Annotated in this window: 14 protein-coding genes; 7 read left to right on the plus strand and 7 right to left on the minus strand. The window is 58.8% G+C overall.

The genetic code is table 11. The features are described 5' to 3' along the window. The first annotated feature begins 81 nt into the window (after positions 1-81). Together AB4K19_RS03535 and AB4K19_RS03540 are read left to right on the plus strand one after the other, a co-directional pair. On the plus strand, positions 82-1266 hold the full coding sequence (locus AB4K19_RS03535; RefSeq protein ID WP_436399065.1) for a formate dehydrogenase subunit gamma: 1185 nt from the start codon (positions 82-84) through the stop codon (positions 1264-1266). Further along, positions 1263-1394 carry a hypothetical protein gene (locus AB4K19_RS03540; protein WP_436399066.1) on the plus strand — a complete coding sequence of 44 codons (132 nt, stop codon included), beginning with the start codon at positions 1263-1265 and terminating at the stop codon, positions 1392-1394. The genes AB4K19_RS03535 and AB4K19_RS03540 overlap by 4 nt, the downstream gene beginning before the upstream one ends. Positions 1395-1472: 78 nt before the next feature. Here AB4K19_RS03540 and AB4K19_RS03545 read toward each other — a convergent pair whose 3' ends face one another. The 7 genes from AB4K19_RS03545 to AB4K19_RS03575 all read right to left on the minus strand — a co-directional run bounded on the left by AB4K19_RS03545 (position 1473) and on the right by AB4K19_RS03575 (position 8354). Beyond that, entirely contained in the window at positions 1473-2435 is a 963-nt protein-coding gene (locus AB4K19_RS03545) for a 2-hydroxyacid dehydrogenase (protein ID WP_375230557.1), read from the minus strand. Between the two features lie 3 nt (positions 2436-2438). Then, positions 2439-2636: a hypothetical protein gene (locus AB4K19_RS03550; protein ID WP_375230558.1), complete on the minus strand. Its 198-nt coding sequence runs from the start codon at positions 2634-2636 to the stop codon at positions 2439-2441. A 15-nt stretch (positions 2637-2651) separates the two neighbouring features. After that, positions 2652-3995: an amidase gene (locus AB4K19_RS03555; RefSeq protein ID WP_375230559.1), complete on the minus strand. Its 1344-nt coding sequence runs from the start codon at positions 3993-3995 to the stop codon at positions 2652-2654. Continuing rightward, on the minus strand, positions 3992-5359 hold the full coding sequence (locus AB4K19_RS03560; protein WP_375230560.1) for a TRAP transporter large permease: 1368 nt from the start codon (positions 5357-5359) through the stop codon (positions 3992-3994). The genes AB4K19_RS03555 and AB4K19_RS03560 overlap by 4 nt, the downstream gene beginning before the upstream one ends. Positions 5360-5389: 30 nt before the next feature. Further along, positions 5390-5980, minus strand: coding sequence for a TRAP transporter small permease subunit (locus tag AB4K19_RS03565; RefSeq protein ID WP_375230561.1), 591 nt, complete (start codon positions 5978-5980; stop codon positions 5390-5392). A gap of 112 nt (positions 5981-6092) precedes the next feature. After that, positions 6093-7187, minus strand: coding sequence for a TRAP transporter substrate-binding protein (locus AB4K19_RS03570; RefSeq protein WP_375230562.1), 1095 nt, complete (start codon positions 7185-7187; stop codon positions 6093-6095). 300 nt (positions 7188-7487) lie between these two features. Further along, the gene (locus AB4K19_RS03575) at positions 7488-8354 is read right to left on the minus strand and encodes an IclR family transcriptional regulator (protein WP_375230563.1); all 867 of its coding nucleotides are present in this window, start codon (positions 8352-8354) and stop codon (positions 7488-7490) included. A gap of 215 nt (positions 8355-8569) precedes the next feature. On the opposite strand from AB4K19_RS03575, the gene bhcA reads away from it, so the two are divergent. The 5 genes from bhcA to AB4K19_RS03600 all read left to right on the plus strand — a co-directional run bounded on the left by bhcA (position 8570) and on the right by AB4K19_RS03600 (position 14707). Beyond that, positions 8570-9760 (plus strand): L-aspartate--glyoxylate aminotransferase BhcA, encoded by a 1191-nt coding sequence (bhcA, locus tag AB4K19_RS03580; RefSeq protein WP_375230564.1) that lies wholly within the window; start codon positions 8570-8572, stop codon positions 9758-9760. A 10-nt stretch (positions 9761-9770) separates the two neighbouring features. Continuing rightward, positions 9771-10742 carry a beta-hydroxyaspartate dehydratase BhcB gene (gene bhcB / locus AB4K19_RS03585; protein ID WP_375230565.1) on the plus strand — a complete coding sequence of 324 codons (972 nt, stop codon included), beginning with the start codon at positions 9771-9773 and terminating at the stop codon, positions 10740-10742. 12 nt (positions 10743-10754) lie between these two features. Continuing rightward, complete coding sequence (gene bhcC, locus AB4K19_RS03590) at positions 10755-11918, plus strand: 3-hydroxy-D-aspartate aldolase BhcC (RefSeq protein WP_375230566.1); 1164 nt, start codon at positions 10755-10757, stop codon at positions 11916-11918. A gap of 83 nt (positions 11919-12001) precedes the next feature. After that, complete coding sequence (gene bhcD, locus AB4K19_RS03595; RefSeq protein WP_375230567.1) at positions 12002-12979, plus strand: iminosuccinate reductase BhcD; 978 nt, start codon at positions 12002-12004, stop codon at positions 12977-12979. A 249-nt stretch (positions 12980-13228) separates the two neighbouring features. Continuing rightward, the gene (locus AB4K19_RS03600; protein ID WP_436399070.1) at positions 13229-14707 is read left to right on the plus strand and encodes a serine/threonine-protein kinase; all 1479 of its coding nucleotides are present in this window, start codon (positions 13229-13231) and stop codon (positions 14705-14707) included. Positions 14708-14718 lie beyond the last annotated feature (11 nt).

The raw sequence follows: 14718 nt of genomic DNA on the forward strand, positions 1-14718 counted from the left end.
GCCGTTGCACTACTATCAGTAGTACCTGATCAGGGGCGGCGCAGGAGCGTCGCCCCGTTATTACATACATGGGATGTTCGCATGCTTCGTCTCTTCGTCGCTCTCTTCTTCTCCCTCATCGTGAGTTTCAGCGCTGTTGCCCAGGAAGCGGCACCCGCGCCTGACAGATCTGCAACCGGCGGTGCGCAGACACTCGAAGACATCATGGCCCGTCAGCAGGGTCTGAAGGTCGACAACAGTTTCCGCAGTGAAAACACAGGCGGTGCTTCGGGCGCTGACCCGTCCGCGCTTCTTGGAACACGAGGCGGCGCGTCTGACCCTGATCTGTGGCGCGCGCTGCGATTTGACGCAGCAGATATCACGACACAGGTGCGGGGGCCGGCCGCAGGCGTTCTGATCCAGGACGGAGGTATGCGCTGGCTGACGTTCCGGCAGGGACCGCTTCTGACTTGGGGCACCGGGTTTCTTGGTGTGACGCTGGTGCTTCTGGCGCTGTTCTTTCTGCTGCGCGGCCGCATCCGGATCGATGGAGAGAAGACAGGGCGCACGATCACACGGTTTAAGGCGTTTGAACGGTTTTCGCACTGGTTGCTCGCCGGCTCCTTTATTCTGCTAGGAATAACCGGGCTGGTGTCGCTGGCCGGGCGAAAATTCCTCATACCGGCGTTCGGACACGAGGCATTCTCAACCATCGCGGTTGCCAGCAAATGGGTGCACAACAACGTGTCCTGGGCCTTCATGATCGCACTGGTGTTCGTTTTCGTGCTGTGGGTCGTGCACAATCTGCCCGACCGCACGGATATCAACTGGCTGATGAAAGGCGGTGGCATTCTTGGTGGTGGTCACCCTCCGGCCAAAAAATTCAATGCGGGTCAGAAGATAATCTTCTGGTCGGTGATCCTGCTGGGCGGGTCCATTTCCGCATCCGGGCTGTCGCTGCTGTTCCCGTTTGAGCTGCCGATGTTCGCCGCAACCTTCGAAAAGCTGAACGCACTGGGGCTTCCTCAGATGCTGGGTTTTGCGGACCTGCGGACCGATCTTGCACCGCACGAAGAAATGCAGTTTGCGCAGCTGTGGCACGCCATCGTCAGTTTTGTTCTGATGGGCATCATTCTGGCGCATATCTACATTGGCTCGGTCGGTATGGAAGGCGCCTATGACGCAATGGGTTCCGGCGAGGTCGAACTCCAGTGGGCGCGCGAACACCACAGTCTGTGGGTCGACGAAGTGGAAGCCAGGCAGGCAGGCTCAGGAGGTTCATCATGAAGACGATGCTTCTGGCCTTTGTCGCTTTGGCCGTGATCGCGGTCGGCGCAGATTTTGCTCTCGACGAAATGGGGTTCTCCGCTCAAGAGCAGGGTACCGGTAATGCGGTCCGCCTGGACGGTTCGTAAAGACCGGAGCACCCGACCGAAAAAAGGTGCCCGCGGGGCGCCTTTTTTGATTGTCATCTATTGAATGTCACCTGTCGTTCAGAGCAGGTCGCCGGGCGTCCTGCCTGCAAAAAACGCGTCCAGATTGTCCAGAGCCCGGAAACCCATGGCATCCCGTGTGGCCGTCGTCGCACTGCCGATATGGGGCAGCATGAAGATGTTGTCATAGGACGCGAAAGCGGGATTGCCCCCGGGTTCCGTCTGGAAACAGTCCAGACCTGCGGCAGCAAGCCGCCCACTGTCGAGGGCTGCCATCAGCGCTGTTTCATCCACAAGCGCACCGCGGGCTGCATTCACTATCACAGCGCCCTCGGGCAACAGCGCAAAGCGCTCTGCATTCATCAGCCCGGTTGTCTCCGGGGTGGCAGGGCAATGCAGGGACAGAAAGTCTGACACGCTCAGCAGGCTCTCGACCGTCGCATGATAGGTGGCCCCCTGCGCACGTGCGTCCGGTAGCTCAGACCTGTTGTAGTAATGGATATCCATTTCAAATCCGCGCGCCTTGGCGGCAAATGCCTGGCCGACCCGCCCCATACCGACAATACCCAGCCGGGCACCGGTGAGCTGTTTGCCAACCATGAACGACGGCGACCAGAAATCCCATGCGCCGGTGCGTACGATGTGGTCACCGGCGACCGCATGTCTGGCGGCCCCCAGCATCAGCAGCATCGCAAGCTCCGCTGTGGCGTCTGACAGAACATCGGGTGTGTTGGTCACGGCAATGCCGCGCGCGTGCAGGGCAGGCAGATCACAGTGATCGACACCCACGGAATGATTGGCGATGATTTTCAACCGCGGGTCAAGCCGTGCCGCCACATCAGCGCTGAAGTGTTCCGAATGGCAGGGGATAATGGCATCGAATTCCGCGCTGGCCCGGATCAGATCATCTGCAGTACCGGGCGTATCCTCCATATTTACGACGGTATCATAGTCACGCATCGCGCGTTCGATGGTCGCATCCGACAGCTTACGCGTGATCCAGAGACGGGGCCGGTCGCTCATGGCTTACTTCTTTTTGCGGACGCATTCGTCCCAGTAGTCATAGAGCGCCATGCCGCAGACGATGATGGCAATCACCATAAACGGAAAGCCACCCCAGAAGCCGGCGAACCCGGTTGAGATACTGTGCGACAGCCCGCCGACGAAGATGCAGAGCAGGGCGGTGCCGATCAGGCCCATCACCAGTTTGATACCATAAGACATGTCTTGTCCTTCCGATCAGGCGGCCTGAGCCGCGATGTGTTTCTGCAGCCAGTGCGCGGTGCGCAGCAGCCGGTCGTCTTTCTCCACGGCGCCGATGAGCTGCACACCGACCGGCAGACCTGTTTCACCCACCAGCAGGGGCAGCGTGACTGAAGGCAGCCCTGCCAGTGTCCACAGCGTACAGAAAATCGGATCACCCGTCCCGTTGCCAAAGAGTGGCGCTTCTCCGGCGGCTGACGGCGCGATGATCGCGTCGTAATCCAAAAAGAAGTCATCAAAGAAACTGGCCGCCGAGGCTTTGACAGCCAGCGCGTCTTCGTATTCCGCGCGGCCGATTGCGCGTCCACGTTCCAGGACGGGCTTCAGCGTGTCGCTGAGCGCGTCCCAGTGGGCGTCAAAGGTTTCTTTGAGGTGCTGGCATATCTCGTATTCATGGATCCGCGCCTGCACTGCAACCAGCTCACCCAGCTGGTCTGCTGCGTCCATTTTCTCAACGCGCCCGTCGCCCAGCACATCCATCACGCCCTCGAGACCCTCTGCCGCAGCTTCGGTCAGACGGTCATTGAAGGGCAGGTTGAGCCAGGCGAAGTTGGGTTCTACCGGTGCTTCTGTAGCGGCGCCTGAGGTCATATCGGGCCGGGCACGGGCAAAGCTTTCCGGATCGCGCTGATCGTACCCGCTGATGGCATCCGCCAGCATGGCGACATCGCCCAGTGTGCGCCCGAAGGTGCCCAGCTGGTCCAGCGACACGGATGTCTGGAGCACGCCGGAGCGGGGGATCATCCCGCGCGTCGGCTTGAAGCCAAACGTACCGCAGAAAGAAGCAGGACGGATGACGGAGCCATTGGTCTGCGTCCCGATCGCAAGTGGTATCTGTCCGGCCGCGACAGCCGCCGCCGACCCGCTTGATGAGCCACCGGGCGAATGGTCCGGGTTATGCGGATTGCGCGTTTCATTGGCATGCACAAAGGCCAGTTCGGTGGTCACCGTCTTGCCCATGATCACCGCACCGGCCTCACGCAGCATTTCCACCACCCGGGCATCCGCATCCGGCTGACGCCCGGCAAAGATCGGGGTGCCGCGTTCTGTCGGCATGTCGCATGTGTCGATGATGTCTTTCAGACCGACCGGAATGCCGTGCAGCGGACCTGTCGCCAGACCGCGTTCCCGGATGCGGTCGCATTCTGCGGCCTGTTCGAGTGCAGCATCGGCGTCCAGATGTGCCCAGGCACCGATGCGGCCGTCGGTCTCTTCGATACGGTCAAGACAGGAGCGCACCAGCTGGACGGACTTCAGCTGGCCGGAGGCGATAAATGATGCCGCCTCCTGCGCGCTCAGGCTGTGTGGTTTGATCTTCACGGGATGTATTCACCAAAGAGATAGTCAGGGAACCACAATGCGATGCCGGGGAACTGATACATCAGCACCATGGTCAGGATCACGATGCCGAGATACGGCATGATCCCGCGGAAGATGTCCATCAGTTCGATCTGTTTCTTCAGAACGCCCTTCAGGTAGTAGGCCGACATAGCCATAGGTGGCGTCAGGAACGACGTCTGCAGATTGAGCGCCACGAGCATCGCAAAGAAGTATGGATTCACGCCGAAGACTTCGAGCAGGGGCAGGAAGATCGGCACAAAGATGATCAGGATCTCGGACCACTCCAGCGGCCAGCCCAGCAGGAAGATGATCAGCTGTGCAAGAACGAGGAACTGCCAGGGTTCCAGATCCATGCCGCCAACCCAGTCAGCGATAATGTCGTGGCCGCCGAGGTACGAAAAGACGGACGCGAATGTCCAGGAGCCAACGAAAAGCCAGCACACCATCGCGGTCGCCTTGGCGGTCAGAAAGACACTTTCTTTCAGTTTCGTCCACGTCATGGACCGGTAAAGCACCGCGAGGATCATCCCGCCCAATGCGCCCATTGCGGCGGCTTCCGCAGGTGTTGCAAGCCCGCCCAGGATGGACCCGAGCACAAGTGCGATCAGCACGGTCAGGGGGACGAAACTGACCAGCAGGTTCATGTAAATCTGCCGCGGGGGCGGTACGTCGTCATCCTGGGGTTTTGGCGCGAGGGCAGGGTTAAACCAGACACGCACAATCACGTAGACGATGTAGAGGCTTGCGAGCAGCAGACCGGGGAATACCGCAGCAGCATAGAGACGCAGCGGCGAAAGATCCGCAATCGCCGAATAGACAATCAGCATGATCGACGGCGGGATCAGGATGCCCAAAGTGCCGCCCGCGCAGATGACGCCGGATGCAAAGCTCTTGTTGTAATTTGCGTTCGCCATAGCCGGGAAAGCAAGAAGGCCCATCAGTGTCACAACCGCACCCACAATGCCCGATGCTGTCGAGAAGACCGCACAGGTCAGCAGTGCCGCAATGGCGAGGCTGCCGGGAAGGTTGCGCGCTGCCTGGTAGAGCGAGAAGAACAGTTTGTCGACGATGTTGGCACGTTCAACCACGTATCCCATAAAGAGAAAAAGCGGGATTGCCACCAGCGTCGGGTTTTCCATCACAGAATAGGTGTTCTGGTTCAGCAGATAGAAAATATTGTTGTTGAAGATGTCGCTGAAGCTCTCAATCGGACCACCCTGGTGATAGGCGTAGTAGCCAAAGGCAACACCCATCGCGAGCAGCGTGAAAGCGATCGGAAAACCCAGCAGGACCAGCACGATAAACAGGCCCAGCATGAGGAGGGCAACTTCGGGATTTGTCATCTTGATGTCTTTCTGTGCGCGTCAGCGTGGTTATTTTTCAGCCGGGTGAATGGCGGCGATCTCGTTCAGATCAGCCTCCGAGAGCAGGTCTTCGGTCTCTTTCACATCCGCGAGGCGCTCGGGCCACACGCCGGTGCGAAGGGTCATGACACAGCGGACAAGCTCCGCCAGACCCTGGATCATGAGCAGACCACCAGCGACCGGAATGAGCGACTTGAAGAAGTAAATCTGGATGCTGGCAGGGCTGTTGAAGCTGACTTCCTTGTAGCGCCAGCTGTCGGATGCAATTTCGTACCCGAACCACACAAGTGCGATGATCCCGGGGAAAAAGAACAGGAAGTAGAGCAGGAAATCGAGGCCAGCCTGCACCCGGACCGGCAGCAGGCGATACACGACGTCTGCGCGCACATGCGTATCCTGGGCCAGCGCATAGGCGCCGCACATCAGAAACAGGGCCCCGTACATTTGGATCATCATGTCGAATGCCCAGACGGTGGGTGCGTTCAGCACGTAGCGGACAAATACCTCGTAAGATACCGAGAGTGTCAGGATCAGGATGCACCAGCCAAAGGCGCGTCCCACCCACAGGCTCAGCCCTTCAATGGCGTGAACGAATTTCATCAGGTCGGCTCCCCCTGCGACGTATGGCCGGGCACCGGCGCGGGTGCCCTGTGTTCAGATGCCGGGCGCCCGGATGTGTCGGGCGCCCGGAAATTGTTTGGAATTGAACGGCTTAACCGAAGTAATGGTTGTACGCCAGTTTGTAGTCCGGCTGGTTCAGGTTCAGGTAGTTCATCACATTTTTGGCGTAGGCCTTCTGCGATTCCATCACCTTGGCAAAGAATGGATCATCGTTTGCAATGCGTTCTGTGACTACATCCCAAGCTTTCAGCTGGGCTTCCATCACGGAATCCGGTGTCCGGTACACGTTCACGCCATCCGCTTCCTGCAGTTTCAGCAGGTCGTCGGAATACCGCTTGGTGTTGCCCCAGTAGAAGCCGGAGTTTTCAGCCATGGACGCGTTTTTGATGATCGCTTTGTGATCATCGGACAGCGCGTTGAACTTGTCCTTGTTGATCGTGACTTCAAAGAATTCCTGGCTCTGGTGGTAGGAGGCCAGGTGGTAGTGCTTGGACACGTCCTGCATGCCAAAGTCACGGTCAGACGTCGGGTTGTTGAACTCCGCAGCGTCGATCAGACCCGATTTCATCGCCGGCTGAATTTCACCGCCAGGCAGCTGAACAACCGACATGCCCATCTCCAGCAGAACGTCTGCAGCCAGACCAACGGTCCGGTACTTCAGGCCGTCCATCTGGGATGCATCTGTGATCTGCTCCTGGAACCATCCCAGAGGCTGTGCAGGCATCGGAGAGTTGAAGAACGAAACCACGTTCAGACGGAGTGTGTCCATCAGTTCGTCAAAGAGTTCCTGGCCGCCACCTGCGTGGACCCAGCCCAGGACTTCCTGGCTCGACCAGCCAAAGCAGGGGCCTGTGCCGAAGAGCGAGGCCGCTTTGGATTTGCCGTACCAGTACGCAGGCACATAGTGTGCTGCATCCAGAACGCCACGGTGCACAGCGTCCTGCATCTGGCTGGTTTTCACAACAGCGTCGACCGAAAGGACTTCGATGGTCAGCGAGCCGCCGGACATTTCATTGACGCGGTTCGCAAAGGATTTGGCGTTCTCCAGAAAGATACCGCCGCCCCAGGCCGCCTGCATCTTGAGTGTTGTGCCGTGTCCGTCGGCGATCGCCGGTGTTGCCAGTGCAGCTGCACCCGCAACCGCGGAGCCGCGCAGGAACTTTCTGCGGTTGAGTTTGTCTGTCATATTTCCTCCCAAGAAAGGGGCGGGATGCCCCGTACATTCTGTGGCCCTGAGGCCGTTCGCAGGGTGAAAGCCGGAAATGCCGAGTGCACGGCTGAAGCCGGTCCTGCGCCTCCTCCCGAGACTGACCGGCTGATTTCCTTCATCTTTCACCCGATGAATTAGCGGGCAGCTGACCTGCGACAAGTCGTCCCGCTCATAATTTCCGGTGCGCGCGCAACCCCTGATAGAAGGCGCAGGTATTTCCCTGAAATATCCGCAAGGTACCCGGAGAAGATTTTTTGCTCCTGTCTGCTAAGTATTTTAAATGGCCCGCTTTTCCCCGCGGGAGCTGTCTGTGTCTGAAGGCTGGTCTGTGGGCATTCTGCCCCCGATCAGCTGCGTGATTTCCGAGGCTGCTTCCGCGACAATGCTGCCGAGCTCCGGGACGCGCAGGTGGCCGAAACGGGTGCTGGGCCCGGAAATCGAAACGCCGGCGCAGGGCTCGCGATGTTCGTCGTAGATGACGGAGCCAATGCACGACATACCGTCATAGCGTTCCTCGCGGTCAAACGACCAGCCGCGTGCACGTGTCTGCTCAAGATCCTCGAACAGGCTTGCGGGCGTGGTCAGGGTGTTTTCCGTAAACCGTGTCAGCCCGGCACCCATCAGCAGACTTCGTGCGCGGTCGTCGGGCAGGGCAGACAGAATGGCCTTACCCGTCCCGGAAGCATGCATCGACGTGCGCGTGCCCCGCGAAAAGAAAGCACGGATCGGGTTGGGTGTTTCGACCTGACCCACGAATACCACCTCAGCGCCGTCGGGAATGGCCAGGTTTGATGTCTCGCCGGTACGCTCCATCAGGGACCGCATGACCGGTCTGCTGACTTCGGTCAGGCTGGTGCGGTTCATGAACCCGGCACCCACCCGGTAGGCTTCAATGCCGATGGCCCAGTCCTGATGCTCTTCGTCAAAAGCAACAAACCCATGTTTCTGCAGGGTCGTGAGGATGCGGTGAGTGGTCGCCGTCGGCACGCCCAGCGAAAGAGAAAGATCCGTCAGCGTTGCACGTTCAGCGCGTGATACCGCTACAAGAATGCCGAGGGCACGGTCCAGCGACTGGAGCGTGCCAGCTGAGCTTTCGCGGAACTGCGATTTTGGCCTGCCGCGCGGGCGTTTCTGAACGGTCATTGCAATCTGATCCTCCCGGGATCACGTTTAACTCAAAGGATGCAGGAATGAAAAATAATTTCAATAGATTTTTGAAAATATTTTTTGAAAAAGGAAAAAACATTTAAAAACAGTGGAAAACATATTTAATTCCGTTTTTGAAAAACATTTTCGAGAAAATTGCAAACGGTGCGCTACCCTTTATTATGCAGACGGTCACAGAGGAGAACACCGCGATGTCAGACCAGAATCCTGTCTTTATCCCCGGACCCACGAACATTCCTGACCGGCTGCGGCTGGCCATGCAGGTGCAGACCCGCGATCACCGCGCGCCGGACTTTGTTGAAACCTTTGCGCCGGTGCTCGAAGACACTAAAAAAGTTTTTGGCACGAAAGATGGTAACGTCATTACATTCCCTGCCAGCGGAACCGGTGGATGGGAAGCCGCGATCTCCAACACTCTCAGCCCGGGCGATGCGGTGCTTGTGGCCCGCTACGGTATGTTCAGCCATCGCTGGATCGATCTGTGCGAACGGCACGGTCTGGATGTGCGCATCATTGAGTGCCCGTGGGGGGCAGGCGCGCCCGCGGACAAATTCGAGGCGGCACTGAGCGCTGACACCGCAGGCGAGATCAAGGCAGTTCTGGTCACCCATAATGAAACCGCGACAGGCGTGAAGTCTGACATCGCCGCCGTAAGGTCAGCCATGGATGCGGCCAGCCACAATGCACTGCTGTTCGTCGACTGCGTGAGTTCGCTTGCGTCCATGCCGTTTGAAATGGACGCCTGGGGCGTGGATATCGCAGTGTCCGGCTCGCAGAAGGGGTTCATGCTGGCGACCGGTATGGCCATCCTCGGTGTCAGTCAGAAAGCCCTCGATCATATGGAGCAGGCCAAACTGCCGCGCACCTTCTTTGATTTCCGGGACATGATGACTGCAAACGCGTCGGGTGGATTTCCTTATACACCGCCGCTGCAGCTGATCTATGGCATGCGTGAAAGCCTGAAAATGCTGTTCGAGGAAGGCCTCGATAATGTTTATGCCCGCCACACCCGGCTCGCAGAAGGCGTTCGTCGCGCCGTTGATGCCTGGGGCCTGAAGATCGTAGCACACAGCCCGGAGCTGTATTCGGATACGGTAAGTGCGATTTATGTGCCGCAGGGCTTTGACAGCAATGCGCTGACAGATCACGCGTTCAGTCAGTACGGTGTGTCTTTCGGCATCGGGCTGGGCGAAATGAACGGTAAGGCGTTCCGCATCGGACACCTGGGCAGTCTCACGGATGTGATGGTCCTGTCCGGACTGGCCACGGTCGAGATGGCGATGGCGGATCTGGACTATCCGGTTGAGCTGGGCAGTGGCGTTGCGGCCGCTCAGGAATTCTACCGCGCCAAGAGTGGTGCCTCCATCAAATCAGCAGCCTGAGGGGGACATCATGCTGGACGCACGCACGGGCCCTGATCTGACTATTGACGATGTGCACGAGGCGCATGCCCGGATCAGGCCCTACATCCACGAGACGCCGGTTCTGACATCGGAGTATTTCAACGAGCTGACCGGAGCTGAACTGTTTTTCAAATGCGAAAACTTTCAGAAGGCCGGGGCGTTTAAGGTCCGCGGCGCATCAAATGCAGTGTTTGGTCTCAGCGATGAAATGGCGCAGAAAGGTGTTGCGACGCATTCGTCAGGCAACCACGCGCTGTCGCTGAGCTATGCAGCGGGCCGGCGGGGTATTCCCTGTCATGTGGTCATGCCGCGCACGGCGCCGGAGGCCAAAAAGGCTGCGGTGCGTGGATATGGCGGTATCATTACCGAATGTGAGCCGTCGACCACCAGCCGCGAAGCCGTTTTTGCTGAGGTGCAGGAGCGCACCGGCGCGGAATTCGTGCATCCCTATAACGATCCGCGGGTGATCTGCGGTCAGGCGACCTGTTCGCTCGAATTGCTGAGCCAGGTGGACAATATGGATGCGGTTATCGCGCCGATCGGCGGCGGTGGCATGATTTCCGGTACCTGCCTGACGCTGTCCAATCTGGCACCGCAGATGGAGATCTACGCAGCCGAGCCTGATCAGGCAGATGATGCCGCACGATCCTTCCGCGCGGGACACATCATTGCTGATGATGCGCCGGTCACGATTGCGGACGGGCTTAAAGTGCCGCTCAAGGAAAACACCTGGCACTTCGTGTCGAGCTTTGTGACCGATGTTCTGACAGCTTCCGAGCAGGAAATCATCGACGCCATGAAGCTCACCTGGGAGCGGATGAAGATTGTGATGGAGCCAAGCTGTGCGGTTCCGATGGCGACCATCCTGCGCAACCCGGATGTATTCCGCGGCAAGCGGGTGGGCGTGGTGATCACAGGTGGAAATGTGGATCTGAACAAACTGCCCTGGATGCAGGGCTGAGGAGAGAGTGACATGAACAAGCAAGTAAACTTCGATGACTATGAAGTCGGCTATGACATTCCGGCGTCCATCGGCATGGAAGAAAGCGAGATCCAGACCCCCTGTCTGGTGCTCGACCTCGATGCGCTGGAGCGCAACATCAAAAAGATGGGCGACTATGCGAAAGCACACGGCATGCGTCACCGGGTCCACGGCAAGATGCACAAGTCTGTCGACGTTGCCCTTCTGCAAGAAAAACTGGGCGGTTCCGTCGGTGTCTGCTGCCAGAAGGTGTCCGAAGCGGAAGTGTTTGCCCGCGGTGGGATCAAAGACGTGCTGGTGTCAAACCAGGTCACGCAGCCTGCAAAAATCGACCGCCTGGCGCGGATGCCGAAACTGGGCGCGCGCACGATCTGCTGTGTGGACATGTTGGACAATGTGGCGGATCTGTCGGAGGCAGCTACGCGGCACGGCACAGAGATTGAATGCCTGGTCGAAATCGACTGTGGCGCGGGACGCTGCGGCGTGACAACGACCCCACAGGTCGTTGAACTCGCCAAAGCTATTGATACTGCCCCGGGTCTGAAGTTTGCGGGCATTCAGGCGTACCAGGGGGCGATGCAGCACCTCGACAGCTATGAAGAGCGCAAGGGCAAGACACAGATCGCCATCGACATGGTGCAGGATGCGGTGGATACGCTGAAGTCGGAAGGACTGGAGTGTGACATCGTTGGCGGCGGTGGTACCGGCAGCTACTACTTTGAATCCAACTCGAACGTTTATAATGAGCTGCAGTGCGGGTCTTATGCGTTCATGGATGCGGATTATGGACGCATCCTGGACAAGGATGGCAACCGGATCGACCAGGGTGAGTGGGAAAACGCCCTGTTTATCCTGACATCCGTTATGAGCCATGCCAAAGCGGACAAGGCCATTGTGGACGCGGGTCTCAAGGCCCAGTCCGTGGACAGCGGTTTGCCCACGATCTTCGGGCGCGATGATGTGGAATACGTGAAATGCTCTGACGAACATGGTGTGGTCGCCGACCCGGATGCCGTGCTCTCGGTCAACGACAAACTGAAGCTGGTGCCTGGCCACTGCGATCCGACCTGCAATGTACATGACTGGTACGTCGGTGTGCGGGGCGGCAAGGTAGAAACGCTCTGGCCGGTGTCAGCGCGCGGCAAAGCCTACTGAGGCGGCGCGGACCGCAACAAAGCGACCAGCGCCCGGGTGCCGCCCGGGCGCATCTTTATCAGATACAAAGACAGGAAGACCCGATGTCCGAAGGATTGCTCATCGTAGGAGAAGACATCTGCGCAGAAGTTGTCAGCAGCGCGGATGCTTTTACAGCCGTAGAGGCCGTATTCGGTGCCATGGCCAAAGGTGATGCGTATAATTTCCCGGTGATCCGCGAGGCCATCGGATATGCCGATGCGCTCTATGGCTTTAAATCCGGTTTTGACAGGGCGGGTAAAACGCTGGGTGTTAAATCGGGCGGTTACTGGCCGGGCAATATGGACAAAGGGCTGACCAACCACCAGTCCACCATCTTCCTGTTTGATCCGGATACGGGCATGTTGCAGGCGCTCGTTGGCGGCAACTACCTGACCGCAGTCAGAACGGCGGCATCATCCTCGGTGTCAATTGCGCATCTGGCGCGTAGGGACGCGAAAGTGCTTGGCATGGTTGGGGCAGGGCATCAGTCCACGTTCCAGTTGCGGGCAGCAGCAGAGCAGCGTGATTTTGAGAAAGTGGTGGCCTGGAACCCGCATCCGGACATGCTGCCGCGTCTCGGTGCCGTTGCCGAAGAGATCGGTCTGGAATTTGAGGCCGTATCACAGGAAGAACTGGGCGCGCAGGCGGATGTGATCATCACAATTACTTCCGCCTTTGAGCCGCTGATGATGAACGACTGGATCAAGCCGGGTACGCATATTGCCTGCATGGGCACCGACACCAAAGGCAAACAGGAAGTGGACCCGCAGATCCTCGCGGGCGCAACCGTCTTTGCGGATGAAATCGCTCAGTCCGTCACGATCGGGGAAGCGCAGCATGCTGTGGGCAGCGGGCTGATCGCTGAGACAGACATCACACCGGTCGGTGCCGTCATCAACGGCGACCACCCCGGGCGCAGCAGTGACGACCAGATCACGCTCTTCGACGGTACCGGTGTCGGTCTGCAGGATCTGGCCGTTGCCTCCGTCGCTGCCCGTGTGGCGGAAGAGACCGGAAAGGCAACCCGGGTCACGCTTTAGGGCGCCTGACCTGCAAAATCTGCAAATGTTTTTTAGGTCCGCCGGGCAAAGCGCCTGGCGGATTTTTTGTGTGGGTCGCCGGCGCAAACACGATAAAATTATAAATAAATTCAGTGCTCTGGGCACGCGCGTTGCACGGCTCAGCCATGATTTCGTCACAGCGTGAATGCTACCTCTGGTCCCTGAAACTGCCTCTCCGGCCCAAAGAATGGCCGGGCGGTATACAGGTAACAGATCGAAAACGGCGCAATGACAACTCCGGACCCAGACCTGCCCGAAGAGGCATACAGCGAAGCCCTGCCACCCGGCAGCCGGCTGCTGAGCGGTCAGTATGAGATCATCAGGTATCTGTCGAGCGGTGGCTTCGGCATTACCTATCTCGCGCGCGACAGTCTGAACCGTACCGTTGTGATCAAGGAGTGTTTCCCCGAAGCATTCTGCGCACGGGTCAACAAAACAGTCCGGGCGCGCACCCGGAACTATTCCGAAGACTTCAAATCAATCGTCCAGCTGTTCATCCGCGAAGCCCATGCGCTGTCGCGGCTTGATCATTCCAGCGTTGTCGGCGTGCATCAGGTGTTCGAGGACAACGAGACGGCCTACATGGCGCTGGATCTGGTGGATGGCAAAGACCTTCTCGAGATCATCGAGAACGACGGTCCCGCAATGCCGCCCGAAGATGTGCATGAGATGACACTGGCGCTGCTGGACGCGATCGGACATGTGCACGCACAGGATCTGCTGCACCGGGATATTTCTCCGGACAATATTCTGGTTGATGACAAGGGGCGTCCGGTGCTCATCGACTTTGGTGCCGCCCGCGAGGAGGCGAGCCGCAAGAGCCGGGTGATGTCGCAGGTTCTGGTCGTCAAAGACGGCTATTCGCCACAGGAATTCTATGTCGCCGGCAGTCAGCAGACGCCAAGCAGTGATCTTTATGCGCTGGCTGCGACCCTGTCGCATCTGATCTCAGGTGAGGCGCCACCGAACAGTCAGGCAAGGCTTGCCGCACTCGCCTCAAATCAGCCGGACCTCTACCTGCCCCTGGAGGGCCGGTTTCCCGCATATGACGACGCATTTCTGAAAGCGATCGACAGGGCGATGAACATCGTGCCTGCGGACCGCATCCAGTCGGCTGAAGAGTGGGCTCTGACCATTGATCACAGCCGCAGGGCGGAGCTGGCGCGCGCGCAGGCCCTGAGTGACGTCACGATCGATGAAACGGTCACGCAGCTTGTCCGTATTGCCAATGAAGGCATCGAGCAGGGGCAGGGCGGTGCGGCTGCAAAAGAAGACGAAGCCCCGGCACCTGCCGAGCCCGTTGTGGTGCGGCGGCGCGAAGTGGTCTCTGAAGACATAAGCCCCGGCATGGTGACCGGGCCTGAGGAACAGGTCAGCGTGGAAGAACCTGCGCCGGAAACACCCGTACGGGAAACGCCCTACGCCCGGATTGTGGCGGCAGCACAACGCATGCGCGCAGAACAGGCGGAAAAGGCCGCCGAGCCCAAGCGCGTCGTGCCGGCTATGCGGCCGATTAACAAACGCCGTCTTGCGACGGTACCGGTCGTTTTCTGCTCCTTCTTTTTCTACACGCAGGTCGCAATGCAGTTCGAGCCGGTCCAGTCCGCTGCTCAGGCGCCGATCCGGATGCTCGAACAGGGTTTAGCAGACTGGAACAGGTCGGACAGTCAGCCGGTGCGTGTGCACCGCGGCGGCCTGGGAGGCTGAACATGGATTAT

The sequence above is a fragment of the Roseobacter phycocola genome, from assembly GCF_042055075.2.
Taxonomy (GTDB): Bacteria; Pseudomonadota; Alphaproteobacteria; order Rhodobacterales; family Rhodobacteraceae; genus Roseobacter.